This is a genomic window from Caulobacter sp. FV2ye17ST (assembly GCF_058680955.1).
The window spans coordinates 683,500-708,235 of the sequence record NZ_CM178727.1 but is presented as its reverse complement, the minus strand read 5'-3'; the positions used below and the strand labels follow the sequence as shown (position 1 = coordinate 708,235).

At 68.6% G+C, this 24,736-nt stretch carries 24 protein-coding genes; 6 read left to right on the top strand and 18 right to left on the bottom strand.

What is annotated here, in order from left to right; genetic code table 11:
* The 9 genes from ACW17V_RS03455 to ACW17V_RS03415 form a co-directional block, all read right to left on the bottom strand.
* Positions 1–978, bottom strand: coding sequence for a type II secretion system F family protein (locus tag ACW17V_RS03455; protein ID WP_492107491.1), 978 nt, complete (start codon positions 976–978; stop codon positions 1–3).
* Positions 979–981: 3 nt separating this feature from the next.
* Positions 982–2,475 carry a TadA family conjugal transfer-associated ATPase gene (locus ACW17V_RS03450; protein ID WP_492107490.1) on the bottom strand — a complete coding sequence of 498 codons (1,494 nt, stop codon included), beginning with the start codon at positions 2,473–2,475 and terminating at the stop codon, positions 982–984.
* 6 nt (positions 2,476–2,481) lie between these two features.
* Positions 2,482–4,056, bottom strand: coding sequence for a CpaE/TadZ family protein (locus ACW17V_RS03445; protein WP_492107489.1), 1,575 nt, complete (start codon positions 4,054–4,056; stop codon positions 2,482–2,484).
* Positions 4,056–4,754 (bottom strand): CpaD family pilus assembly protein, encoded by a 699-nt coding sequence (locus ACW17V_RS03440; protein WP_492107488.1) that lies wholly within the window; start codon positions 4,752–4,754, stop codon positions 4,056–4,058. The genes ACW17V_RS03445 and ACW17V_RS03440 overlap by 1 nt, the downstream gene beginning before the upstream one ends.
* Positions 4,755–4,764: 10 nt before the next feature.
* A complete protein-coding gene (locus tag ACW17V_RS03435) occupies positions 4,765–6,561 on the bottom strand; it encodes a type II and III secretion system protein family protein (protein WP_492107487.1) in 1,797 nt (598 codons plus the stop codon).
* Between the two features lie 11 nt (positions 6,562–6,572).
* Positions 6,573–7,469 carry a Flp pilus assembly protein CpaB gene (cpaB, locus tag ACW17V_RS03430; RefSeq protein ID WP_492107486.1) on the bottom strand — a complete coding sequence of 299 codons (897 nt, stop codon included), beginning with the start codon at positions 7,467–7,469 and terminating at the stop codon, positions 6,573–6,575.
* Between the two features lie 205 nt (positions 7,470–7,674).
* The gene (locus ACW17V_RS03425) at positions 7,675–8,187 is read right to left on the bottom strand and encodes an A24 family peptidase (RefSeq protein WP_492107485.1); all 513 of its coding nucleotides are present in this window, start codon (positions 8,185–8,187) and stop codon (positions 7,675–7,677) included.
* Positions 8,188–8,330: 143 nt separating this feature from the next.
* A complete protein-coding gene (locus tag ACW17V_RS03420; protein ID WP_419254288.1) occupies positions 8,331–8,513 on the bottom strand; it encodes a Flp family type IVb pilin in 183 nt (60 codons plus the stop codon).
* A 178-nt stretch (positions 8,514–8,691) separates the two neighbouring features.
* Positions 8,692–8,874, bottom strand: coding sequence for a Flp family type IVb pilin (locus ACW17V_RS03415; protein WP_419320127.1), 183 nt, complete (start codon positions 8,872–8,874; stop codon positions 8,692–8,694).
* A gap of 319 nt (positions 8,875–9,193) precedes the next feature.
* Between ACW17V_RS03415 and ACW17V_RS03410 the strand changes: the two genes are divergently transcribed.
* From ACW17V_RS03410 to ACW17V_RS03400, 3 genes are all read left to right on the top strand, one after another.
* On the top strand, positions 9,194–9,577 hold the full coding sequence (locus tag ACW17V_RS03410; protein WP_492107484.1) for a pilus assembly protein N-terminal domain-containing protein: 384 nt from the start codon (positions 9,194–9,196) through the stop codon (positions 9,575–9,577).
* 113 nt (positions 9,578–9,690) lie between these two features.
* The gene (locus ACW17V_RS03405) at positions 9,691–10,269 is read left to right on the top strand and encodes a TadE/TadG family type IV pilus assembly protein (protein WP_492107483.1); all 579 of its coding nucleotides are present in this window, start codon (positions 9,691–9,693) and stop codon (positions 10,267–10,269) included.
* Positions 10,254–10,823: a TadE/TadG family type IV pilus assembly protein gene (locus ACW17V_RS03400; RefSeq protein ID WP_492107482.1), complete on the top strand. Its 570-nt coding sequence runs from the start codon at positions 10,254–10,256 to the stop codon at positions 10,821–10,823. The genes ACW17V_RS03405 and ACW17V_RS03400 overlap by 16 nt, the downstream gene beginning before the upstream one ends.
* A gap of 1 nt (position 10,824) precedes the next feature.
* Here ACW17V_RS03400 and ACW17V_RS03395 read toward each other — a convergent pair whose 3' ends face one another.
* From ACW17V_RS03395 to ACW17V_RS03375, 5 genes are all read right to left on the bottom strand, one after another.
* Positions 10,825–11,589, bottom strand: coding sequence for an aminotransferase class IV (locus ACW17V_RS03395; protein ID WP_492107481.1), 765 nt, complete (start codon positions 11,587–11,589; stop codon positions 10,825–10,827).
* Positions 11,586–12,932 (bottom strand): aminodeoxychorismate synthase, component I, encoded by a 1,347-nt coding sequence (gene pabB / locus ACW17V_RS03390; RefSeq protein ID WP_492107480.1) that lies wholly within the window; start codon positions 12,930–12,932, stop codon positions 11,586–11,588. The genes ACW17V_RS03395 and pabB overlap by 4 nt, the downstream gene beginning before the upstream one ends.
* 40 nt (positions 12,933–12,972) lie before the next feature.
* A complete protein-coding gene (locus tag ACW17V_RS03385) occupies positions 12,973–14,382 on the bottom strand; it encodes an MFS transporter (protein WP_492107479.1) in 1,410 nt (469 codons plus the stop codon).
* An 83-nt stretch (positions 14,383–14,465) separates the two neighbouring features.
* Complete coding sequence (locus ACW17V_RS03380; protein ID WP_492107478.1) at positions 14,466–15,239, bottom strand: tyrosine-protein phosphatase; 774 nt, start codon at positions 15,237–15,239, stop codon at positions 14,466–14,468.
* A 43-nt stretch (positions 15,240–15,282) separates the two neighbouring features.
* Positions 15,283–16,443, bottom strand: coding sequence for an acyltransferase family protein (locus ACW17V_RS03375; protein ID WP_492107477.1), 1,161 nt, complete (start codon positions 16,441–16,443; stop codon positions 15,283–15,285).
* 113 nt (positions 16,444–16,556) lie between these two features.
* On the opposite strand from ACW17V_RS03375, the gene ygiD reads away from it, so the two are divergent.
* Together ygiD and ACW17V_RS03365 are read left to right on the top strand one after the other, a co-directional pair.
* Positions 16,557–17,327, top strand: coding sequence for a 4,5-DOPA-extradiol-dioxygenase (gene ygiD, locus ACW17V_RS03370; protein WP_492107476.1), 771 nt, complete (start codon positions 16,557–16,559; stop codon positions 17,325–17,327).
* Positions 17,328–17,412: 85 nt separating this feature from the next.
* Positions 17,413–18,993: a GH39 family glycosyl hydrolase gene (locus ACW17V_RS03365; protein WP_492107475.1), complete on the top strand. Its 1,581-nt coding sequence runs from the start codon at positions 17,413–17,415 to the stop codon at positions 18,991–18,993.
* A 7-nt stretch (positions 18,994–19,000) separates the two neighbouring features.
* Here ACW17V_RS03365 and ACW17V_RS03360 read toward each other — a convergent pair whose 3' ends face one another.
* The gene (locus ACW17V_RS03360; RefSeq protein ID WP_492107474.1) at positions 19,001–20,695 is read right to left on the bottom strand and encodes an alpha/beta hydrolase family protein; all 1,695 of its coding nucleotides are present in this window, start codon (positions 20,693–20,695) and stop codon (positions 19,001–19,003) included.
* A gap of 96 nt (positions 20,696–20,791) precedes the next feature.
* Positions 20,792–21,478: a DJ-1/PfpI family protein gene (locus tag ACW17V_RS03355; protein ID WP_492107473.1), complete on the bottom strand. Its 687-nt coding sequence runs from the start codon at positions 21,476–21,478 to the stop codon at positions 20,792–20,794.
* Positions 21,479–21,556: 78 nt separating this feature from the next.
* On the opposite strand from ACW17V_RS03355, the gene ACW17V_RS03350 reads away from it, so the two are divergent.
* The gene (locus ACW17V_RS03350; RefSeq protein WP_492107472.1) at positions 21,557–22,498 is read left to right on the top strand and encodes a GlxA family transcriptional regulator; all 942 of its coding nucleotides are present in this window, start codon (positions 21,557–21,559) and stop codon (positions 22,496–22,498) included.
* Between the two features lie 10 nt (positions 22,499–22,508).
* On the opposite strand, the gene ACW17V_RS03345 is transcribed toward ACW17V_RS03350, so the two are convergent.
* Both ACW17V_RS03345 and ACW17V_RS03340 read right to left on the bottom strand, forming a co-directional pair.
* On the bottom strand, positions 22,509–22,937 hold the full coding sequence (locus tag ACW17V_RS03345; protein WP_492107471.1) for a c-type cytochrome: 429 nt from the start codon (positions 22,935–22,937) through the stop codon (positions 22,509–22,511).
* Between the two features lie 2 nt (positions 22,938–22,939).
* Positions 22,940–24,532, bottom strand: a complete 1,593-nt coding sequence (locus tag ACW17V_RS03340; protein ID WP_492107470.1) for a flavin monoamine oxidase family protein — start codon at positions 24,530–24,532, stop codon at positions 22,940–22,942.
* Positions 24,533–24,736: the final 204 nt, after the last annotated feature.

Genomic DNA, 24,736 nt, shown 5'->3' with positions numbered 1-24,736 from the left:
CTAGAACTTGAAGTTGATCATCTTGCGCATCACGAAGATGCCGATGCTCATCCAGATCCCGCCGGCCAGCAGCATCAGGTGTCCGCGCGGGTCGGTGAACAGCGGCTGCATATAGGCCGGCGAGGTGACGGTGATCAGCACCACCACGCCCGGCGGCAGGCAGCCGATGATGAAGGCCGAAGCCACGGCTTCGGCCGACAGCGCCTTGATCTTCTCGCCCATCAGCTTGCGGGCCCGCAGCACGGTCGACAGGTTGCCCAGCGCCTCGGCCAGGTTGCCGCCGGTCTTGGCCTGGATCGACAGGACGATGGCGAAGAAGCGCAGCTCGTTGGTGGGCATGCGCTCGTACATGCGCTCCAGGGCCACATCCATCGGCATGCCCATGCCGACATTCTCGGTCATGATCCGGAACTCGCCGGCCAGGGGCTCGGGGCACTCCTTGCCGATAATCTTCAGGCAGTCATGGACCGGCAGGCCCGACTTGATGCCGCGCACGATGATGTCGATGGCGTCGGAGAAGGCCTCGGTGAACTTCTTGGTGCGGGCGGTGGCCAGCATGCCGACCACCCAGCGCGGCAGGCCGAAGCCGGCGGCGAAGGCGGCGCCCAGGGCGATCAGTGGATGCTGGCGCAGGATGATCACCACTAGGCCGGCCATCAGGCCGATGACGCCGCTGATGATCCAGAACATCTGGACCTTTTCGCCCAGGCCCGCGGCGCGCAGACGCGCGGCGATGGTCAGCGAAGCCTTCTTCTGCTGCTTGTCCTGCTCTTTCAGGGTCTTGAGGATCTGCTTGCGGCGGGCGTCGGGCGTGTTGGCCACGGCCTTGGCGCGGGCGCCGGCGTCGCGGGCTCCGCCACCGACGATGGCCTGGGCGCGCTTGGCCGTGCGGGCCGCGTTCTGATCGCCGCCGGCGAAGGCCAGTCCCAGAGCGGTAAGAGTGATGAAGCCCAGAACGCCGGCGATCACGAACAGCATGGGCTACTCCGCCGCGTCGAGGGCTTCGGCCAGCTCGCGCTCCAGGCCGTAATAGCGGGCCCGGTCCCAGAAGCGCGGACGGGCGATGCCGGTCGAGCGGTGCTTGCCGATCACCTTGCCTTCGGCGTCCTCGCCGGTGATCTCGTAGACGAACAGGTCCTGGGTGACGATCACGTCGCCTTCCAGCCCCACCACCTCGGTGATGTGGGTGATCCGGCGCGAGCCGTCGCGCAGGCGAGCGGCCTGGACGATGACGTCGACCGAGCCGACGATCATTTCCTTGATGGTCTTGGAGGGCAGGCCATAGCCGCCCATGGTGATCATGCTCTCGATCCGGCTGATGGCTTCGCGCGGGCTGTTGGCGTGCAGCGTGCCCATCGAGCCGTCGTGGCCGGTGTTCATGGCCTGCAGGAGGTCGAACGCCTCCGGGCCCCGGACTTCACCGACGATGATCCGTTCGGGACGCATCCGAAGGCAGTTCTTGACCAGGTCGCGCATGGTCACCGCGCCCGAGCCTTCCAGGTTGGGCGGCCGGGTTTCCAGGCGCACCACGTGCGGCTGCTGCAGCTGCAGTTCGGCGGCGTCCTCGCAGGTCACCACCCGCTCGGTCGGATCGATGAAGGCGGTCAGGGTGTTGAGCAGGGTGGTCTTGCCCGAGCCGGTGCCGCCCGAGATGACGATGTTGCAGCGGCAGGCGCCGATGACGCCCAGAACCCGCGCCCCCTCCGGGCTGATCGACGCATAGTCGACCAGGTTCTTCATCGTCAGCTTGTCCTTCTTGAACTTCCGGATGGTCAGGGTGGGACCATCCAGAGCCAGAGGCGGCGCGATGACGTTGACGCGGGAGCCGTCGGGCAGACGGGCGTCGCAGATCGGCGAGCTTTCATCGACCCGGCGGCCGACCTGGCTGACGATCCGCTGGCAGATGTTCATCAGCTGCATGTTGTCGCGGAAGCGCACATTGGTCAGCTGGACCTTGCCGCCGACTTCGATGAACACGCGGTGGGCGCCGTTGACCATGATGTCGGCGATGTCGTCGCGGGCCAGCAGTGGCTCCAGCGGGCCATAGCCCAGGACATCGTTGATGATGTCCTGGACCAGGTGCTCCTGCTCGGAGACCGACATCGAAACGTTCTTGATCGCCACCAGCTCGGCGACGATGTCGCGGATCTCCTCGGCCGCCGCCTTGACGTCCAGCTGGGCCAGCTGGCTCAGGTCGATGGTGTTGAGCAGCGCGTTGAAGATCGTGGTCTTGGTGGCGTGGTAGTAGTCGCTCTGCTCGCGCACGATGGTCGTGGTGGCCGGCGCGCCCTGGGCGGCGCGCAGCTGCTCCAGGCCGGGCGTGGCCTTGGGGGCGGCTACCTTGGCGGACGGCGCGGCGCGATCCTGGGCCGGCTCGACGCGCTGGGGACGCGTGGCGATCGCCGAACCGTCAGTCGGCGCCGGGGGCGGCGCGTGACGGTCCGTTGCGGGGTTCTGATCGCGCTTGCCGAACATCCGTCGCTATTTCTTCCTGAACAGACCCGAGAGCATCGAGGCCTTCTGAACCTGCGGCGGTTCGCGACGGCTGATCAGCTGGGCCAGGTGGTCGATGCCCTCGGCCGCCTTGGACTTGGGCGCGACCTCGCCGACCATCTGGCCGTTGTTGGCGGCCTGGCCGAAGGACTTGGGATCGAAGGGCAGGACCAGCGACGGCGCGACGCCCAGGGCCTCGCCGAAATCCTTGACCGGGATCTCGGGACGGCCGGGCACGCCCACCTGGTTCAGCACCAGCCGCGGCGGCGCGTCGTTGGGACGGGCCTGGCGGACCATGTCGATGATGTTCTTGGCGTTGCGCAGGGAGGCCAGATCCGGCGTGGCGACCACGACCAGATCATCCGAGCCGATCAGCACCCGGCGCGTCCAGGCCGCCCAGCTGTGCGGCAGGTCCAGCACCACGAAGGGGGCCGCGCCGCGGATCTTCTGGGTGACTTCCTCATAGGCGTCGGCGCTGATGTCGTAGTCCTGGTCGAGGGTCGCCGGCGCGGCGAACAGCGACAGGCGATCGCCGCAGCGGACCATCATCCGGTCCATCAGCACCGGGTCGAGACGGTCGGGCTGGCTGAGCGCGTCGATCACGCCCTGCAGCGGGTCCTGGTTGAAGTCGAGGCCAGCAGTGCCGAACGGCAGGTCCAGGTCGACGATGACCGTGGCCGTCTGCATGCGCTCGGCCATCGACCAGGCGAAGTTGTGGGCCAGGGTCGAGGCCCCTACCCCGCCCTTGGCGCCGACAAAGGCCACCTGGCGGCCTACGAAGGGCGCCGACGGATCGGCATACAGGCCCGAAACGGCGCGGATGATCTGCAGCGGACCCAGCGGCTGGGTCAGATATTCGCTGACCCCGCGGCGCATCAGCTCGCGATAGAGGGCGATGTCGTTGGTCTGGCCGATGACCACGACCTTGGTGCCCGGGTCGCAGACCTGGGCCAGGGCGTCCAGCAGGTGCAGCAGACGCTGCGCGCTGTCATGGGTTTCGACCATCACCAGCGAGGGCGTGGACTGGTTCTGATAGAGCTCGACGGCGGCGTCGAGGCCTCCCACGCGAACGATGGTCGAGGCGCGGGCCATCCGGCGATCGGCGGCGGCGACCTCGATCAGGGCCGAGGTCTCGGGCCGCACGCAGAAGGCGTGGATGGTGATGCGCGGCACCGCCATCTCGCCCAGGGCGGCGTCGCTGCCGCTCAGGCTGTCATGCGGGGACGGTTCGTGTCTCGCCGGCGCGGTCACTTCGGCGGCCGGCGCGCGCTGAATCTCGGGCTGCGGGGCGGGGCTGGGAACAGCCGCGCGGGCCGGAGCCAGGGCCTGGGCTTGAGCCTGACGCGCAGCGGCGGGGGCCGCGAAAGGGTCCTGCGCCGGCGCTGGCCGCTCGTCGCGCGGCCGGGCCGGCGGGAAATCGGCGAAGGGATCGTCCATGCCGCCCAGGGTCGGGGTCAGGGCCGGAGCAGACGAGCGCCAGGGATCGGAGCCGGCCGAGGTGAACTCGTCGGCGGCCTCGAACCCCAGGTCGAACGGCTCTTGATCCGAAGGAGAACGCGGCATCAGTTGATCGCCTTGGAGACGGAGCCGGTGGCCTGCTCATCCTTGGCCGACGAGGTGGTTTCGCCCTTGCGGTACTTGCCCAGGACGGTGTCGCGGCGGCCCGCGTCGATCGGGGTGGAGTCGCGCGGACGGATCAGGTCCTCGGGATTGGCGATCTGGGCGGCCAGATTGGCGGCCACGGCGCAGCCGAAATTGCCATAGGTCTCGTTCTTGCGGGTGGCGGTGAGGTTTTCCCAGCCACCGCAGGTGGGGCCTTCAGCGGTGAAGATCTCGAAACCGACACGCATCGGGGCCGGGGTCTGGCCACCGGCGTCATAGCCGACGATCCTGACCTGGGCCGGGGCCGCGCCATAGAACATCAGGCGCTCGCGGATCTGCGCGGCCATGCCGCCAGCCGCCGAGGCCTCGCCGCCGCCGACGGGGGCGCTGACCACGATCTCGCGCGCCTGGGCCGACAGCCAGCGACTGACCAGGGCCGACAGCGCCTGGTCCTGGTTGGCCGATACGCCGGCAGCGTGGACCGCCAGCTGGATCTCGTCGGTGCGGCCGTCGACCTTGATCTGGTCGCGCCACTTTTCGGTCTCGGTGCGCGAGGCAGGCGCGGAAACGGGCGATTCAACGCCGGCGCTGGCGCAGGCCGAAAGACCCAGCAGCGCGGCGCCGAGGAGAAGGACGCATTTCACGGTTTGCTTGCTCATGTCCGCGTCCTCACTCGATCACATAGCCGACGGGGCCCTGATAGGCGCGCCCCGCATTGGCGCCGGCCGGCGCCTTGACCACCTGGTTCAGGCGCCCAAGCAGGGTCGCGCTCATGTCGCCCGCGAACTTCAGGCCGTCGGCCGGGGTCTGCAGGTTCTGGGGCCGGGTGGGATCGACGATGTAGGGGGTGATGATGATCACCAGCTCGGTCTCGCCGTTCAGATAGTCGCGCGAACGGAACAGCGAGCCGAGGACCGGCATCGAGGTCAGGCCCGGCAGGGAGTCGATGGTCTGTTTGGTCGTCTGCTGCAGCAGACCGGCGATCATCATCGAGCCGCCCGAGGGCAGTTCGACCGTCGTCTCGGCCCGGCGGACCATCAGGCCCGGCACGGTCAGCACGCTGGAGCCCGAACCGCTGGACACCGAGAAGGCGCCCAGGCTGGAGAGCTCGGAAACCTCGGTCGACAGCTTCAGCGAGATGCGGCCGCCCGACAGCACGACCGGCACATACCCCAGGCCCACGCCGTAGGGCTTGAACTCGATGGTGATCTTGCCGGTGGCGTCCTGGCCGGTGGGGACCGGGAACTCGCCGCCCGCGAGGAACTTGCCCGCCTCGCCCGACAGCACCGTCAGGTTGGGCTCGGCCAGGGTGCGGATCAGGCCGACGCGCTCAAAGGCCTGCAGACAGGCGTTGGTGTTGCTGCCCGTAGCGGTCTTGTAGGCCGTCGTGGCGACATTGGTGATCAGGTTGGTCAGGGCGTTGGACGTGCCGCTGTTCGTGCCCGAATTGACCGCGCTGTTGACCGCGTTTGTCCGCGTGATCGAGCCGACGCTGTCGGCGGCGATCGTGACGGGGTTTCCGTTGACGTCGATCAGCGTCACGGTCGAGGTCGAAACCGAGTTTGACGTGTTGTTGGACGTCGAGCCCGTGGTGCTCGAGGTAACGCCGTTCTGATTGCTCTGGGTGGCGGTGTTGTTGACGTTGGTGGTGCGGGCGTTGTTGTAGCCGGCGCACAGATCGGCCCCGCCCATCAGCGCGCCGTTGACGCCAAAAGTGTTGTCGCGGCCCAGGCCATAGGTCCGGACGCCGTCGTTGAAGAGGGCGCTGGACGACACGCCCAGCTGCTTGATGACGTTGCGCTGCACCTCGACGATGCGCACTTCCAGCATCACTTGGTCCTTGCCGGCGATGCTGAGCATGTTCAGCACCTTTTCCGGCGAGGCCACGAACTGGGCGGCGATACGCGAGGCCTTTTCGGAATCGGCGGCGTTCATCACCACGCCGGTGAGGATGACGCTGTCCTTCAGCGGAACGACCTGCACCGAGCCCATGGGCAGGACGGCGCGCAGGGTCGAGGACAGCAGGCTGATGTCCTGGGCGACACGGATGTTCAGCTGCAGGATCTTGCGGCCGGCGGAATCGAAGAACACGGCGTCGGTCGCGCCGGAGGTCATGCCCAGCACATAGATCCGGCGAGGGCTGCGCAGCACCGCGTCGGCCACCAGCGGATTGGTGACCAGCATGTCGCGCACGTCGACCGGCAGCTCGATGATCGCCGACTTGCCCAGCGGCAGGTCCAGCACCCGGGCGCCGGCCCCGGCGGTGAGGTCGATGCTCAGCACCTGCTCGGCGGCGGGCGGCGCCATCGACGCGATCGGCGTGACGGCGACCGGACGCGGGCGAACCACGCGCGGCGTGGGGCGATAGGTGTGCGAGCCGCCGACCGGGCCGTCAGCCAGCACCGAACTGGTGGAGCTGAGCGCCAGAAGCGCGGCGACATGCGCGGTGACAATACGGCGGATCATGGGGGAGCGGCTCATGGGCGCACCGAGGCGTTGGTGGTCTGGCCGCCACGGTTGATACGGATCACCGCGTCCTCCTGGGCCTTGTGTTCCACCCGGCCGACGGCGCCCGAAGGGCCGCCCAGGTCGGTATAGGCGCGCAGGGCCAGGGTCACCGGGCCGGTCGCCTTGGCCTTGGTCAGGGCCTCGGCGTCGGTGGGGCTGACCTCGATGGTGGCGGTGGCCGCGACGATGGACTTGGCGTCCTTCTCGGCCGCGGTGCTCTGGTCCAGGGCCAGCACGCGCACGTTCTGCAGGATGGTCTCGGCGATCGTCACCTTGCCCGAGCCGCCGTCTTCGTTGCCGCCGGTGGTCTCGCGGGTCTGCAGCACGTCCACCCGGTCGCCGGGCAGGATGAAGCCGCCGACGGCGGTCTCGGAGGTGACGGGCACCGACATGGCGCGCTTGCCGGGCGACAGCACGACCGACAGATAGCCGCCGTCGCCGCCACGGACGATCTTGCGGGGGGTGATGGGTTCGCCGGTCAGGATCGGGTCGCGAACGATCGCGCCCTCGACGGCCTTGGCCGGATCGACGCCGCCGATCATGTCATTGGTGGCATTGGTGACGGCGGCCTTGGCCTTGTCCACGCCCTCGGGCTTGGGCAGGGCGGCGCCGTTGGTAATGAAGGCGGCGTTGACGGCCTCGGTCGGCCAGGCCTGCCAGATAACGTCCTCGCCGGTCAGGCGCGCGCCGATGGCCAGATCGTGCTTGGCGACCAGGACCTGGGTCATGGGCTTGCCCGCGACCGGCGCGGCGACGGCCGACGGCGCGGCGGCGGGCTTTCCGCCCAGCGCGCGCTGCATCACCACGGCCAGGGCGATGGCCGAGACGGCGGCGACCAGGACGATCAGGAGGCGGACAGGATTCATTGCGCGGTCACAGGCTTTCGCGACGAGAAGCGAGGTTTCGCGAGCTACTGCCCTTCAGGGCGGCGCGCACGATTCGTCAGACAGCCTTTCTGGCCAGCCCCATGCTCGCCCGCGCATGGTTAACACCGGCTAAAGTTTTGGCTCCCCGAGTCGATATGCCCGCTGTGACAGGCTGACGCGGAACCGGCCCAGGCGCCCGGAGGGCTCAGCCCAGAATGGCGATCGCCAGGGCGCCTTGCGGGAAGGTGGCCAGGGCGCCGGCCGCGATGGCCACGCCATAGGGAATGTCGCCGCCCTGGGCGCCCAGCTTGCGCAGCCACGCAGGGCTGCCGGCCAGCACCGGCTCGAGCCAGCCCGAGCGCAGGGCCAGGATGGTCATGGTCAGGGCGCCGCCCGCCAGTCCGGTCGACAGCATGAAGGGAAAGGCCGCCGGCCAGCCGATCCACAGGGCGCTGGCCGCGAACAGCTTGGCGTCGCCGCCGCCGATCCAGCCGGCCGCGAACATGCCCATTCCCAGAAGCAGCGCGCCGAACCCCGTCGCCAGGCACAGGCCGATGGCCGGCAGGGACGCGCCGCTGACGGCCGCCGCCGGAACGAAGGCCGCGATCAGGGCCAGCGAGATCCAGTTGGGGATGGTGTAGCTGGTGACGTCCTTCAACGCCGCCACGATGACCAGGGCCGGAAAGATCAGCAGCAGCGGGATCTGGATAGCGTGCATCGCGAGGCGCCTTGTTGAACGCCCCATTCTGGGACGATCAGGTGAAGCAATGGTTTCCCCCAAATGCGGAAAAGGCCGCGACGAAACCGTCGCGGCCCTCCCGTTTTCGAGGCGGTGCGTCGGCCCGTTCGGGCCGGAACGCCTTAGCTGGCCGAGTTGGCCGTGCTGACCTTGGTGCCGACGTTCGTGAACGTGGTCTTCAGGTTGGTGCCCAGGGTGGTGACGGCGGTCACGATCACGACGGCGATCAGGGCGACAATCAGACCATATTCAATGGCCGTGGCGCCGGATTCGTCATTCAGGAAAGTCTTGATGAAGCTGGTCATGTGTCAATCTCCAGTGTTGAAACCTGTGAGACAGACATTGCCGCAATTGTGTAAATCAACCGTATTCAACGAACGGTATTATTCCGAGAAAAATACTTTTCAATCTGGAAATTGAACAAAGAAAAAGGGCCGGAACCGAGGTTCCGACCCTTCTTTTTTCGAGGCCTGAAGCCAGGTCTTAGCTAGCCGAGTTGGCCGTGCTGACCTTGGTGCCGACGTTCGTGAACGTGGTCTTCAGGTTGGTGCCGAGCGTGGTGACGGCGGTCACGATCACGACGGCGATCAGGGCGACGATCAGACCATATTCGATGGCCGTGGCGCCGGATTCGTCGTTCAGGAAGCGGGTGAAGAACTTCGACATGACTTGATCTCCTAAATCATCGTTGGTTGATTTTGAGGTCTTCAAGCCATGTTGACTTGCTCACCCCCGAAAACACGATCAATTTCGCCCAGCTCGCTTAATGGCCAGTAAACGTCGGAATAGTTTCTTCTGTTTTTCTTTTGGTTTATTTGCATTTACTATTACTTACTCTTAACCACGCCACCCGAAACACGGATCAAAGCCTTTTGAATCAACGGTTTCGGCAAGGGTCACGTTGTCGCGGGAGCGACGGATTTAGTCTTTTGTTGACCATTCAAAGTCAGTCTCCGGGATGCCCGGATATCGAACTGGAACCGTCATGCGCCGCCTTTCGCTCGCTCTCGCCGCCGTTTTCGCCCTCGCGGGCGCCTCGGCGCGTGCTGAAAGCCTGTCGGTGCCCGCCGGCGAGGTCGCACGTATCGGCCTTTCCGGCGCGGTTCGCGACGTAGTGGTCGGCGATCCGCTGATCGCCGACGTCAGCGTCCTCAATGACCGCACCCTGGTGATCCTGGGCAAGCGGGCCGGCGTCACCACCGTGCTGGCCTTCGACGCCGCCGGCCGCCCTCTGGCCGACCGTCAGGTGATCGTCTCCGACAGCAGCGCCGGCATCACTGTCTATCGGGGCGCCGCCAATGTCGGGACCTATGCCTGCGGCGTGCAATGCACCCGCATCGCGCCCGCCGTCGCCGCCAGCGTCCCTTAAGAGGACTCGCGCGCGTGTACGCGTGAGCGCACGGCTAAACGACTGATTAGGGGCGGCAGGCCTAGACTGCCCCGACCGGCCGCTCCGGCGGCTTCGAAACGGACTCAACGCGCATGGCGCCTGTCGCCCGCCTCCAACGTCTCAAACGCCGCGCCGGCCTGCTGGCCCGCTTTGCGCGCGCGCGCCGCGGCGCGGTGACCGTCGAGTTCGCCTTTGTCTCCATCCCCTTCCTGCTGCTGATCTTCGCGATCATCGAGCTGGGCCTGGTGTTCCTGGTCTCGGTAACCCTGGAAAACGCCGTGATGGATGTGGGCCGCACCATCCGCACGGGCGAGGTCCAGACCGCCAACCGCACCGCCGCCGCCTTCAAGACCGCCGTCTGCACCGAGATGAGCTGGCTGGGCTCGGCCTGCAGCACGGCCTTGAGCCTGGACGTGCGCACCTTCACCGGCTTCTCGGCCTCGGGCACGGCGCTGAACGCCGCCAAGCCGAACACCCCCTGCTGGGATCCGGGCGGCCCGGGCTCGATCGTCATGATCCGCGCCTACTATAACTGGCCGCTGGTCACCCCCCTGCTGCAGACCGGCCTGCAGACCTCGAACGGCCGGCGCATGCTGACGGCCGCGACGGCCTTTTCCAACGAGCCCTATTCCGACACTCCGGCGGCGACGGTGACATGCCCCACCAACTGACCCCCCGCTCAAAGAAAGGCCTGAAAGGCTTCTGGCGCGACCGTCGCGGCGTCTCGGCCGTCGAGTTCGCCCTGATCGCGCCCGTGCTGGTGATCTTCTATTGCGGCATGGCCGAGCTGACCCAGGCCATGATGGCCCAGCGCCGCCTGAGCAACATCGCCTCGTCCATCGGCGACCTGGTGGCCCAGAGCGCCCAGCTGAACGACGCCCGTCTCGCCGACATCTTCACGATCGGCAACACGATCATGGCGCCGTTCCCGACCGCGACCCTGCGCATGTGCCTGGTCAGCATCACCTCGGACTCGACCGGCCGGGACACGGTCGCCTGGTCAGAGAACCGCAACAGCCACGCCAATTGCCCGGCCCAGGGCACGGTGCTGGGCTCCACCGTGATCCCGGTCGGCGTGCTGCCCGCCAACCAGAGCGTGATCATGGCCAAGACCAGCTATGGCTATACCTCGCCGATCAGGTTCATCCTGCCTTCGACCCTGAACTTCTACCGCACCTTCTATCTGCGCCCCCGCAAGACCGAGACCGTGTTGCGCGTGACCTGATTTAAGCGGGCTGGGCGAGCGCTGTCCGCAGCCGCTCGACCAGCGGATGCGGCGCGAAGATCCGCTCCTCCAGCCGCGAAACCGGCCGCACGCCGATCAGGCTATTGGTCAGAAAGACCCCATCGGCGCCCGCCAGCCGCGCGCCTTCGGCGGCGATTTCCACCGCCTCGATTTCCCACGACCGCGCGGCGGCCAGCACGCGCCCGCGAGTGATCCCGGCCAGCACGCCGCAATCCAGCGCCGGGGTCAGCAGTCGCTCACCCTCGATCCAGAACAGGTTGGCCGCCGCCGCGCAGGCCAGATGGCCGGCATTGTTCAACATCACAGCCTCGTCGGCGCCCGCCGCCCGGGCCTGCGCGCGGGCCAGCACATTGTCGAGATAGGCCAGGGTCTTGAGCCGTGACGCCGGCGAGCCCTCGTTGCGGCGGGTCTGGGCGATGATCAGGGTCGCCGGCGTCTCGATGGGCGCCGACAGGGCGGCCGTCGCCCTCAGGCGCGGGACGATCTGGGCCGGACGATCCAGGCCCCGCCCGCCCGAGCCGGCCGTCACGGTCAGGCGCACGGCGGCCCGGCCCGTGGCCGGCGGCGCGGCCAGGCACAGGGCCCGCGCCGCCTCGCGATCCAGATCCGGCAGACCCAGCGCCGCACAGCCGGCCGCCAGGCGGTCCAGATGCGCCTCGATCATCGGGATCACGCCGTCCAGCGCCAGCATGGTCTCGAACAGGCCATCGCCCAGCAGCAGGCCACGATCATCAAGTGGGATCATCCGGCGCTCTCCGTCATGGGTTCGGTCAGAGCCCGCTTCAGGGCGGCGATCTTGGTTTCGGTTTCCAGGCGTTCGGCCCGCGGATCGCTGTCGGCGACGATGCCCGCCCCGGCCCGCGCCTCGAGCGTCCAGCCATCACCGTCGCGCTCGAGGCCCACCGTGCGGATCAGCACGCTGGAGTCGAAGCCGCCGTCGAACCCGGCCCAGAACAGCGAGCCGCAATAGGGACCGCGCGGCGGCTCCAGCCCGGCGATGACCTTCATGGCCTGGACCTTGGGCGCGCCGGTGATCGAGCCCGGCGGAAAGCTGGCCCGCAGCAGGTCGGCGACGGTGAGGCCCGGCGCCAGACGCGCGGTCACGGTCGAGACCAGGTGGTGCACATTGACGAAGGTCTCCACCCCGAACAGCGCGGGGACCCTGACGCTGCCCGGCGGACTGACCCGGGCCAGGTCGTTGCGCATCAGGTCGACGATCATGAGGTTCTCGGCCCGGTCCTTGGCGCTGGCCGACAGCTCGGCCACCATCAGGGCGTCCTCGGCCGGGGTCGCGCCGCGCCGCCGGGTGCCCTTGATCGGCTTGGTCTCGATGGCCCCGTCCCGCACCTTCAGGAACCGCTCGGGCGAGTTGGAGACCAGCGCCCTGCCCTCCAGCCGCCAATAGGCCGAGAACGGCGCCGGGCTCTGGGCGCGCAGGCGGGTGAACAGGTCGAACGGATCAACGCCCTGCGCCAGCCGCCCGGTCCAGGCGCGGGCGATATTGGCCTGAAAGATCTCGCCGCCATGGATGCGGGCCACGACATCAGCGACAGCGGCTTCGTAGGCCGCGCCGTCGGTGGCGGTCAGGGCCGCGCACAGCGGCCCCTCCACCTGCGGCCGCGCATCGACGGGCGCGTCCAGCCAGGTCAGCGCCGCGCGCGCCCGTTCAGCGGCCTGAGCATCGGTGTCGCCTCGCCCGACAGCGACGACGCGGCGCGCCTGATGGTCGAAGGCCAGCAGGGCGCCATAGCGGGCGCAGGTCAGGTCCGGCCAGCCGGTGCGGCCAAGACCCAGGTGCTCGACCCGGTCGCCCAGCTCGTAGGTTCCCAGACCCACCACCCCGCCCTGGAACGGCGGGCCTTCGGGGTCAGCGGGCAGGCGCGGGCCGATCAGGGCGCTCAGGGCCTCGAACGGGTCACGAGGGTCGGCGGCATCCAGGGTCAGGACCGCGTCGGGCGCGCGCAGCAGATACGACCACCGCTCGCCGCCGCCCGACAGCAGGGCGCAGGCGTGCGGCTCGTCCCGGAACGGCTGCAGGGCCCAGACCGGCTCACGCCAGGGGGCGGTTAGGAGAGCGACGCGGCGCATGGCGGGGTTGATACCTCCCCGCGCGCCGCGCCGCCATGCCTCAGGCCTCGCGTCCGCCGCCCTTGACGAGGAACAGGCCCAGCGAGCCCAGCAGCAACAGGCCGACGATGGGCACGAAGCCCGCCACCTGGCTCTGGAAGATCCGGGTCGCCAGGGCCACCAGCAGCGAGCCCAGCCAAACCGTCGCCGTGCCCGACAGGGCGAACAGGCCAAAGAAGGCGGCGATACGGTCGGGCGGCGCCAGACGCACCAGCAGGGTGCGGCTGGAGGCGTACTGGGCGGTGACGAACACCGCGATCAGCAGGCCCAGGCCCAGATACAGAACCTCTGGCAGGGTGCGAAACAGCGGCCCGTTCCAGAGCGGCGCATGGGCGGCGGCGTCATAACTCCAGAAGTACAGGATCCTGTCTCGGCCCATGCCCAGGGCGCTGATCAGCACGATCAGGCAGCCGAAGATCTCCAGCTGCACCGCTCGGCGCGGCCCCAGGGTCCTGTCCAGCCAGGGGGCCAGGAAGCCGCCCAGCACGCCGAAGATCGACAGCGAAATGCCATAGGCCAGCATCTCCAGCTCGCCCCAGCCCATCAGACCGGCGGCGAACAGGCCGCTGAACACCAGCAGGGCGGTCATGCCGTCGCAATAGAGCATCCGCGTCGCCAGGAACGTCGCGACGTCGCGGTGGCCCTTGAGGTTGCTCAGGGTGTCGATCAGCAGCCGGACGCCATGGCGCAGGCTGGCCGCCATCGACAGGCCGGTGCGCGGCGCATCGCGCGTCCACAGCAGGAACGGGATCGCGCCCAGCAGCATCACCCCGGCCGCCATCGGTCCCGACAGGCGGGCCGGCTCGTGGTTGTCGGTGGGCAGGCCAAACAGCGGCGCGGCCGGCACGCCGGGCCAGTCCACCGCGCCGGGCAGGACGAAGGCCCACATCATGAAGATCAGCAGGCTCACCGACAGGCCGTTGGCCATGGCGTAGCCCAGCCCCGAAACCAGCGGCTCCTGCCCCGGCTCGGCGGCCCGCGACAGCAGCGAGTTGTTGAGCACGTCGCCCCAGTTATAGGACACGCCCAGCACGATCAGGACGGCGCCGATCACGGCCACGGACGGCCCGTCGTTCGGCTGGGCAAACCACAGCAGCATCAGCAGCGGCAGCATGATCGCCAGAATGCCGATCAGGAACGGCTTGCGCGGGCCGTAGCGCTCGATCGAGGCGCCCAGCAGCGGAGCGGTAAGCGCCGTCAGCAAACCAAAGGCGGTGGCGATGTCGGCCATGGTCGCCTGGCCCTTGACCGGATCGCCGACCAGCACCCGCGAGAAGTAAGGCGCGAAGATGTAGATGGTGATCAGGACGACATAGGCGTCGCGCGAACCCTGGTGGAAGATCCAGCTGAGCGCGCCCTTTGACAGGCCACCCGGTTTGCCGCCCGCCGACACGCCCGCCACATCACTCATGCCCTACCCCGGTTCGAGCGCCGTCTGATGCGAGCGCTTCCAAGGGAGCGTGGCGGTTAAACGGGCGTTTGTCATCACCGACTTTAGAGCAGGATATGCGCCCGCACGGCCTCGCGCATTTCGGCGTCCAGACCTACGGCCTGTTCCAGATAGCCATCCAGCGAGCCGTGCTGGTCCTTCATCGCGGCGAAGGCGGCGGCCAGATACTGGGCCTCGACGCCCATGGCCGCGCGCATGGCCGCCTCAGTCGGGGTGCGGCCGGTCATCTCCTGGATGATGGCCATGAACTGGGGCCCGCGCCGCTCGAAGCGCGCGGGGTCGTTGGTCAGCAGATAGTCGTCGATGACGTCATCGTCCGACACGCCGGCCACATGGTGGGTCAGGGCCGCCAGTATGCCCGTGCGGTCCTTGCCGGCGGCGCAGTGGATCAGCACCGGTCCCCTGGCCTGCGCCAGGGCGCGGAAATAGCGCGAGAAAAGGTCCAGGTGGCGCTCCTTGAACGGAGCGCGCTGATAGTACTCGACCATATAGGCCTGGATGGAGCCTTCGGAGAGGTCCGAGCTTTTCAGGAACTCATGCCAGGGGTCCGGGCCGGTCGCGCCCAGTTCGTTGTCGATCACCTCGGCCGAAAAGCCGGTCCAGCGCCGTGACGGCGACCGCTCGCGCTCGTTGGGACGGCGCAGGTCGACCAGGGTGACGATGTTCAGGGCGGCCAGGGCGTCGAGGTCGGCGTCGGTGGCTTCGGCCTGGTGGGCGGCGCGGTACAGCACACCCTTCTTCAGTCGGCCAAGACCGGCGGCGTAGTCGCCATAGTCGCGGAGGTTCTCGACGCCTTGGAGCGGGATGTGTCGGGTCATGTCTGGGGTGTTAGCGCGACCGGATGACATTGGCGAGACGTTGCTATCGCCTCAGCCACGGCGCCAGCCGGTCCTGCACCGGCTGGTCCACATAGGTGTGGAACAGCCACGCCGCGCCATAGGCCAGGGGGAAGCCCGCCAGCCACATCAGCCACTGCCAGCCGATGCCGATCGGCACGGTGTCGATCAGCTTGTGGACGGCGCTCCAGTAGATCACGCCGACGAAGATGTGGGTAATAAACAGGGCGAAGGACAGCTTGGCTCCCTCCTCGATCCAGGCGCTGGGGCGCTGCACCGGCAAACGGCCGGCGCCCAGGATGATGCAGGCGATGGCGGCCAGGCTGGGCAGGTCGAACCACAGCACGTCGGGCAGGGCGTAGCGGTCCAGGGTCTGCCACCCCACCAGCACCACGACGCCGCCATACAGCAGCGCCCGGGCCGCCTTCTCAGACGGCCAGTCCATCTCGACCGCCCGGGCCAGGCACACGCCCAGAATGAACAGCGGCAGGGCCCGCACGACTCCGAACTGGAACCGCAGGTCGGCCAGGGCCTGGTCGAAGCCGAAGCGGGCGATCAGTTCGAAGGCGATGATGACCGCCACGCCCACCAGCGGCAGGATCATCGCATGGCGCACCTTGTCGGCCGCCCGCCACATGAAGGGGAAGATCGCGTAGCAGACGATCAGGGCCGACAGCGACCAGCTGGGCAGGTTCCAGCCGTCACTGGGCACGCCCCAGGCATGGATCAGCAGGGCCTGCGCCGGCAGCTGGTCCCAGGCGAAGCGGCTGGGCTTGTGGGCGTCGGTGCCGATGGCGTTGAGGACCAGCACCAGCACCGCCATGGCCGCCAGCACCATCAGGTGCCCCGGCCAGACGCGGGCGGCGCGGCGCAGCCAGAACCGGGCCGGCGTGATGTGTCCCGACAGGGTCGAGGCGCCATAGGCCCGGCCCAGCACATAGCCCGACAGGATCAGGAAGAAGTCCGTCGCCAGAAAGCCGCGCGAGAACACCTGATGGAAACGCTCGATCCGCAGCGGGCTCTCGGCCCCGAAATGGTAGAGCACGATCAGCAGCGAGGCCAGGAACCGCAGGAAATCCAGGGCCCCGCCCCGCACGGCGCGATGGGCCCGGACGCGCGCGGAGACGCCATCCGCCGTCGGGGCGCTCAGATCGGGCGGACTTGGGGGCGAAGCGGAAGCGGTCACGGTCTTGGCCTTAACAAAGGCGGCGGTGCGGGAAAAGCCATGGCGTGGCGTCATCTTGCGAGACGAGGTCGTCAGGCCTATCTGTAACTTCTACTGTTTCCAAAGAGTTCGCCATGACCCGCATGCCCGCCCTGTTCGTCGGCCACGGCTCGCCGATGAACGCCATCGAGGACAACGCCTGGAGCCGCGCCTGGGGCCAGATGGGCCGCGACCTGCCACGCCCGCGCGCCATCGCCATGGTCAGCGCCCACTGGGAGACGCAGGGCGCCACCGCCGTCAGCGCCTCGGCGGCGCCGGAGACCATCCACGATTTCGGCGGCTTTCCGCAGGCCCTGTTCGACGTGCAGTACCGCGCGCCGGGCGATCCGGCCCTGGCCGCGCGCATCGGCGCGATCCTGTCGCCCGACCCGGTGGTCCAGCATCCCACGCGCGGCCTCGACCACGGCGCCTGGGGCGTGCTGCGGCCGATGTATCCCGACGCCGACATCCCCGTGGTGCAGATCAGCCTGGATCGCGGCCGCTCCAACCGCTGGCACTATGAGGCCGGCCGTCGCCTGGCGGCCCTGCGCGACGAGGGCGTGCTGCTGATGGGCAGCGGCGACATCGTCCACAACCTGCGCGCCGCCGACTTCCGCCGGCCCGAGGCCCCCGCATGGGCCGACCGTTTCAACCAGACCGCCAAGGCCCTGATCGCCTCGGGCGACCACGACCCGCTGATCGACTGGCAGGGCCTGGGCCCCGACGCCGAGATCTCCATCAACAGCGCCGAACACTATCTGCCGCTGCTGTATGTGCTGGGCGCTCAAGGGGCGGGTGAAGCGGTGAGCTTCTTCACCGACGACGTCTTCGCGGCGATCTCGATGACGGGCGTCAAGGTCGGCTAGCGCCCCGGGCGGGAAGGCCGCTTGCGACGATCCCGCCCCCTCGCTATCACTCTAAAAACGAAATCATGGATAAAAAGGTGCTGACTTGGGGAAACGCGGCCTGACCCTTGTTGCCGCCCTGGCCGCCGTCGCGGCCGTCCTCGCCCCGGCCGGCGGCGCGATCGCCGAGACCCCTGCCGCTCGCACCCTTGTCATTGACGTCGCCGCCGCGAGCCGCCCGCGCGACCGGATGGCCGACTACTCCGTCGGCTCCGACTATCCCGGCACCCTGATCCGCCCGGACAGCCTGGCCCAGCTGAAGACCGTGCGCGACGAGCTGGGCTTTCGCTACATCCGCTTCCACGACATCTTCCACGACGAGATGGGCGTCTATCGCGAGGTCGATGGACGGCCGGTCTATGACTGGACCCGCATCGACAGCCTGTACGACCAGCTGCTGGCCATGGGCATCAAGCCGTTCATCGAGCTGGGCTTCACGCCCGATGCGATGAAGACCTCAAAGCAGACGATCTTCTACTGGAAGGGCAACACCTCCCATCCGCAGCCCGAGAAATGGACGGGGCTGGTCGACGCCTTTGTCCGCCACCTGATCGACCGCTACGGCGCCGCCGAGGTGCGCGGCTGGTATTTCGAGTTCTGGAACGAGCCCAATCTCGACGGCTTCTGGGAGCGGGCCGACCAGGCCGCCTATTTCGACTACTACGCCCGCACCGCGCGGACGATCAAAGCCATCGACCCGGCCCTGCGGGTGGGCGGTCCGTCCACGGCGGGGGCGGCCTGGGTGCCCGAGTTCCTGGCCTATGCCGACCAGCACGCCCTGCCCGTCGATTTCATCACCACCCACACCTATGGCGTCGAGGGCGGCTTCCTGGACGAGAAGGGCGAGGGCGACAACAAGCTGTCGCGCGATCCCGACGCGGTCGTCGCCGACTTGCGCAAGGTGCGCCGGGAAATCGAGGCCTCGTCCCGCCCCGGCCTGCCGCTGTTCTTCACCGAGTGGAGCACCAGCTACAATCCGCGCGACCCGATCCACGACGACCACCTCAGCGCATCCTATGTGCTGACCAAGCTGCGCGAGAGCGAAGGCCTGGTTCAGGGCATGAGCTACTGGACGTTCAGCGACCTGTTCGAAGAGCCCGGGCCCCAGACCAAACCGTTCGACGGCGGCTTTGGCCTGCTGACCCCGCAGGGCGTGCGCAAGCCGAGCTATTTCGCCTACCGGTACCTCAACAGCCTGGGCGATCGCGAGCTGGCGACGGGCGACGCCCAGAGCATCGCCGCCCTGAAGGGCGACCGGCTGCAGGTGCTGGCCTGGCGCTATGAACTGCCCGACCAGCCGGTCAGCAACCGCCCCTTTTTCCGCCAGGTTCGACAGCCGAAGCCCGCTGCGCCGCTCGAGATCAGCGTGGCCAATCTGCGCCCCGGCCTCCACCGGGCCACCGTCCGGCGCGTCGGCTTCAAGGCCAATGACGCCTATACCGCCTGGCTGGAAATGGGCTCGCCCGCCAGCCTCGACGCCGGCCAGTTGAAGCAGCTGCAGGACCTCACGCGCGACACACCCACGACCTCCACGATCCGCGTGGGCCGCGACGGGCGCGGGCGACTGAGCCTGCGGATGCGGACCTATGACGTGGTCATGGTCGAGGTCGAGGGCGCGGCGCGCTGACCCGCCCTCACGCCACCTGGGTCGCCGTGCCCGCCACCATGTACCAGGTCAGCAGCAGGCCGCAGATCACGGTCGCCGCCGCATAGCCGCCGGTGCGTTTCCAGGTGAAGACGCCGATCACCGCCATCAGGGCCGTCAGCGGCAGGAACTGCATGGCCACCACGGTCGACAGCGGGTCGAAGGCGGTGGGCAGGCGGCCGGTCAGGAACAGCGCGCCATAGTCCAGGGCCAGCAGCAGGGCGAAACCGCCGCTCAGGGCCAGGACCGCGCCGGCATAGCGGGCCAGGTTGCTCTCGCCCGCCACCGGGATGCGGGCCAGCAGGGTGCGCAGGGTGACGCCAAAGGCCAGGGTCAGGGGCAGCACATAGACCAGCACCTGATCGGCCTGGGCCAGGCTCAGGCGCTTGAGGGCCACCACCCAGAACCGGAAGTCGACCAGGAACAGGCGATGGACCAGCTCCAGCGCGCCATAGACCACGCCCACACTGACGATGCCGATCAGCAGCGACAGTCGCAGGGACCGACTGAACGCAGGCCTCTCGCGCTTGCCGAGAGCGGCCAGCCCCAGGGTGATCAGGGCGGTCAGCACGGCCCAGGTCAGGACCTGGTTGGTGATCCCCTGCTTGAGGATGGCGTTGGGCGGCAGGGCGACCATGCCCAGGATGAAGAACGGGAAATAGGTCAGGGCCGGCAGCAGGGCGGTCAGGGCGACGCCGCGCCACCAGCCCGCGTCACGACGGGCGACCGTCGGCTGGATCGGCTGACGCAGGGACGCAAACAGCGGCAGGGTCAGCAGCAGCTGGAACGTGCCCAGCAGCAGCACGACGGCGCCGATCAGGGCGACGCCGGTGCCGGCTTCCTTCCACATCCAGATCTGGTCGCTGGCCGGGCGCGGCGTTCCGCCCTTCAGGGTCAGGGCGAACCAGTCCAGCGCGTGGCCGACGGCGGCGGGCGAGATGTGGTCGCCGGGATGGGTGGTGGCGGGCGTCTGCAACAGGCGCGCGGTTCCGTCGGCGACCGAGCCATAGACCCTGCCCGGCTGGACCGGCGCCGTCGCGCCGAACACCGCCTGCAGCTTGGCGCTGCCGGTAACGTCCTTAGCCCGATCGACGCCCCACATCAGCTTGGAGAACTCGTCATACTGGCTGAACACCAGGGCCAGATTACGCGGCCAGGCGGGCGAACCCTCGGCGGCGAAAGGCTTGCCGGTGGAGGAGCCTTCCAGCACCACCGCCCTGTAGGCGTCCGGCATGGTCGCGGCGGCGGCCAGCACCGTCCAGCCGCCCATGCTGTGGCCTTCCAGGCCGATATTGGCGGGATCGACGCTCGGCAGGCTGCGCAGATATTTCAGGCCATCAGGACCACCAAAGCCGTTCGAGAACGCCGCGCCGCCGCTATAGCCGTGACCGGTCTGGTCCAGGGCCAGCACCACATAGCCGCGCCGGGCGAACTCGATGGCGAAGCCGCTCTGGGTCTCGCGGGAATTGATATAGCCGTGCACAGCCAGCACGCCAGGGGCCGGCGTCGCCGCGGTGGCGTTGGGGGGCGTGTAGAGCAGGCCGCTCATCGGCGTGCCGCCAGTTCCGGCGAAGGTCACCTCGGTGACCTTGATCCCGCCCGCCGTCTGGACCTTCCAGGCCAGCGCGCTTCCGCCCAGCACCAGGACCAGGCCCAGCACAAACAACAGCCATGGCTTGCGCATGACATCCTCTCCCCCGCGCCGGTCGTTCGCCGGCTTTGGGGGGAGGTTAGTCGAGGATGGGGGAATGTCGAATCTGCTTCCCCTTTGGCGATAGGCCTAGACCAGCGCCCCGGCCTTCTCCGCCGCCGCCAGCCGCTCGGCCATGCCGGAGCCGTAGATCCGCTGCACGCGCTCCAGCACCTCGGCCGGCGCCGTTTCCGGCCGTCCCGAGTTGAACGGCGGGGCCGGCGCATATTCCACGGCCAGCTGGATGGCCTGGGCCATGTCCTCGCCGGCGATCTCGGCGGCGATGGTCAGGGCGAAGTCGATGCCGGCCGTCACCCCGCCGCCGGTGAAGACCTTGCCGTCGCGCACCACGCGGGCCGGATCGGGGATCGCGCCGAACAGGGACAGCTGGTCGCGCCACGCCCAGTGGCAGGCCGCCCGCTTGCCCTTCAGCAGGCCCGCCGCGCCCAGCACCAGCGAGCCGGTGCAGACCGAGGTCACATAGCGCGCGCCCCAGGCCAGGCGGCGGATCTCGTCGAGGAAGGCGGGATTGGCCATGGCCTCGGTGGTCCCGAAGCCGCCCGGCACCACCAGCACGTCGCAGGCCTCGACATCGCTCAGGCGCGGCAGGTGCGCGAAGATCAGGCCGTCGGCCTCGATCTCGCCGCCGTCCAGGCTGGCGACCGTGACCTTCGCGCCGGGCAGGCGGCACAGGATCTGGTGCGGACCGGTGAAGTCCAGATGGGTGACGCCCGGAAACAGGGCGAAGACGATGTTGAGGGGCTGGGTCTGGGTCATCGACGCCTCCGTGATTGACGCCGCATCATCCCGCGCCTAGCGTCTGGCGGAAATGACATAATTCCCTCGGATTCCGCCATGCCCCGCACGATCGGCTTTCTGGTCTATCCGGACTTCCAGCTGCTGGACGCCACGGGACCGATCGCCACGTTCGAAATCGCCGCGCGGTTCTCGCCGGGGGCCTATCGCCTGGTCTTCCTGTCCCGGGACGGCGGCATGATCGCCAGCTCCTCGGGCCTGGCCGTCGCCACCATCGCCCTGACCGACGCGCCGCCGCTGGACACCCTGATCGTTTCGGGCGGCGACGGCGTGCATGGGCCCGCGATCTGTGAGGTCACCCTGGCCTATGTGCGCAAGACAGCGAAGACCGCCCGCCGCGTCGCCAGCGTCTGTTCGGGGACCTACATCCTGGCCGAGGCCGGCCTGCTGGACGGCAAGCGCGCCACCACCCACTGGAGCCGGACGAAGGACATCCAGAAGCGCTATCCGGCCATCAAGCTCGAACCCGACAGGATCTTCGTTCAGGACGGCCAGATCTGGAGCTCGGCCGGCATCACCGCCGGCATCGACCTATCGCTGGCCCTGATCGGCGCCGACGTGGGCGAGGCCGTGGCCCGGCGGGTCGCCCAGCAGCTGGTGGTCTATCATCGCCGCCCCGGCGGCCAGTCGCAGTTCTCGGCCCTGATCGACCTGAAGGCCGGGCGCTTCGACACCGTCATGGCCTGGGCCCGCGAGAACCTGGCCGAAGCCTTGAGCGTCGAGCAGCTGGCCGACCGCGCCGCCATGAGCCCGCGCAACTTCGCGCGCCTATTCGCCGCCGAGACCGGGGTCACCCCGGCCAAGGCGGTCGAGCGCCTGCGCGTCGAGGCCGCCCGCGCCCTGCTGGACAGCCAGCCGCTGCAGGTCGAGGACGTGGCCCTCGAGACCGGCTTTGGCGATCCCGAGCGCATGCGCCGCGCGTTCATCCGGGCGTTCGGCCAGCCGCCGCAGGCGCTGCGGCGGACAGCCAGAGCGGTCTAGACGGGCGAGCCTAGTGCCCCCCGCCCCGCGCCGGATGGGGCATCTTGGCGACATCGGCCGCCGTCACCGGCTTGGCGTAGGCATTGCCGAAATTGGTGCGGATATAGGTCACCACTTCGGCGATCTGGGTGTCGTCCAGCGGGCCGGCCAGGCTGGGCATGCCGCCCTTGCCCATCACCACCGCCGAGATCGGATAGGCCGCCCCCGCCAGGCGCGGGTTTGAGGCGAGGGCCGGAATAGTCCCGGCGCCGACGCCGCCCTTGGCGTCGGCCATGTGGCAGGCCTGGCAGACGGCTTCATAGACCTGCTGGCCCGTAACCGGCTTGGCGACGCGAACCACGCCGCCGCCGGTGTCGCCGCCGGCCGGGGTCTGGGCGACGGCGGGTGCGGCCATGGCGAGCAGGCCGCCGATGATCGCAAAGGAAAGACGAACGGTCATGCTCAGGCCTCCAGGGCGCGCTTGTGCAGGCGGGTGATGGCGTCGATCGAGGAGAGCAGCGCTCCCTCCATCCAGCAGCCCACATAGGAGGCGTGCTCGCCGGCCAGGACGATGCGGCGGTCCATGCCCACCAGGGTCTGGTAGTGCTCCTTGCGGGACTCCTCGGTCCAGCGGGCGCAGCAGCCCAGGGCCCAGGGCACGCGGCTCCAGGCCACCGAGGCGCCGCTGGCGAACTCCTTGCGATAGCTGGCCGGGTGCAGGACCGAGCCCTGTTGCAGGGCCACCTCGATCCGCTGCTCGGGCGTCATGCCGGCCAGGCGATAGGCCCCCATCTCGCGGGCGAAGGCCCCCAGCAGCACGGCCGGGCCATCGCCGAAGAAGTTGCTGTTGGGATAGGAGATCAGGGCGATCTCCTGGTCGGTGAAGCTGTGGCCGCCATAGATGGAGTCCTCCTCCTCCCAGAAGCGGCGCTTCATCTCCAGGCCGATCTTGACCTGGCCCGAATAGGGCACGGCCTTGATGGCGGCCATCATCTCGTCGGTGACCTGCGCATCGATCTGGCCCAGCACCGACAGGGGAATGGTGCAAACGCACCAGTCGGCCTCGGCGGTGACCACCTTGCCCGTCTTGGTGTCGGCATAGGTGACCGCCACGCCCTTGTCGTCCTGGGCGATCTTGCTGACCTTGGCGTTGTAGGTGATCTGGCCCTCGACCTGCTTGGCGAAGGCCTTGCCGATCATGTCCATGCCGCCGACCGGCTGGAACATGGTGGTCTGCATCTCGTGACCCATTAAGAAGGCCATCGAGGTCCAGACCTGCGGGTCCAGCACGTCGTGGAAGTCGTAGAGGGCCGAGGGGATCGGCGCGCCGTTGATCCCGCCGCCGGGCGGGCGATCATAGCCCCGGTGCGAGGCCGAGCGCAGGTTGGAGGCGTACTTGTAGTCCTTGTCCAGCATGCCCCAGCCCTTCAGGGCCTCCAGCAGGCGCTCGCGGTCTTCAGGGGTGACCTGGTCGTCGAGGGCCTTGGTATTGACCGACTTGGCCAGCAGCTCGGCGACATTGCCCTCGAAGTCGGCGGCGGCGGCCTTGAAGCGCACAGGCTTGCCACCGAACGATTCCGACGAGTGGATCCAGGTGTTGTGGTTGAACTGGATGAAGGGCTCCAGCGCCACGCCGAACGCCTTGCAGTAGTGCAGCAGGGTCCGGTGATGGTGCGGGATCCGCCAGGGGCCGGGGTTGAAATAGTTGCCCGGCGCATAGCCGACCTTCTGGGTCGCCCCGCCCAGCTCGGTATAGGTGTCGCCGCCGCGCAGCGACCAGTTCCGGCCGCCGGCCCGGTCCTGGTATTCGAGGATCTGGACCTTGTAGCCGGCCTTGGTCAGCTCATGGGCGGCCAGCATGCCGGCTAGGCCCGCCCCCAACACGATCACCGAGGCGCCCTTGCGCGCGCCGGCCAGGTTGGGCGGACCGGCGAACTGGGTCTCTGCCGCATGGCCCAGCGAGGTCATGGCCTGATACAGCGCCGCCGTGCCCCCGACGGCGGCGATGGCGGAAAGCAGCTGACGCCGGGTCGGTGTTCGCGCGCCCAGTTCCATTCGACGAAATCCCCTCTCGCCGTCCGTTCGACGGCTGTTGGGATCGAGCTAACGAGGACTCGGGCGGCTTGGCGCGGGTGATGTGGCCGGCGAGAGCCCTGTCCCCGTCAGCTTGGCCTTTGGGGGCGCCTGGAGGATGGCTGTGCGCAGGAAGTGTGCAGAGGGCGAGACGCATGTTTCTGGTCCGCCGATCGACTCAGGCGC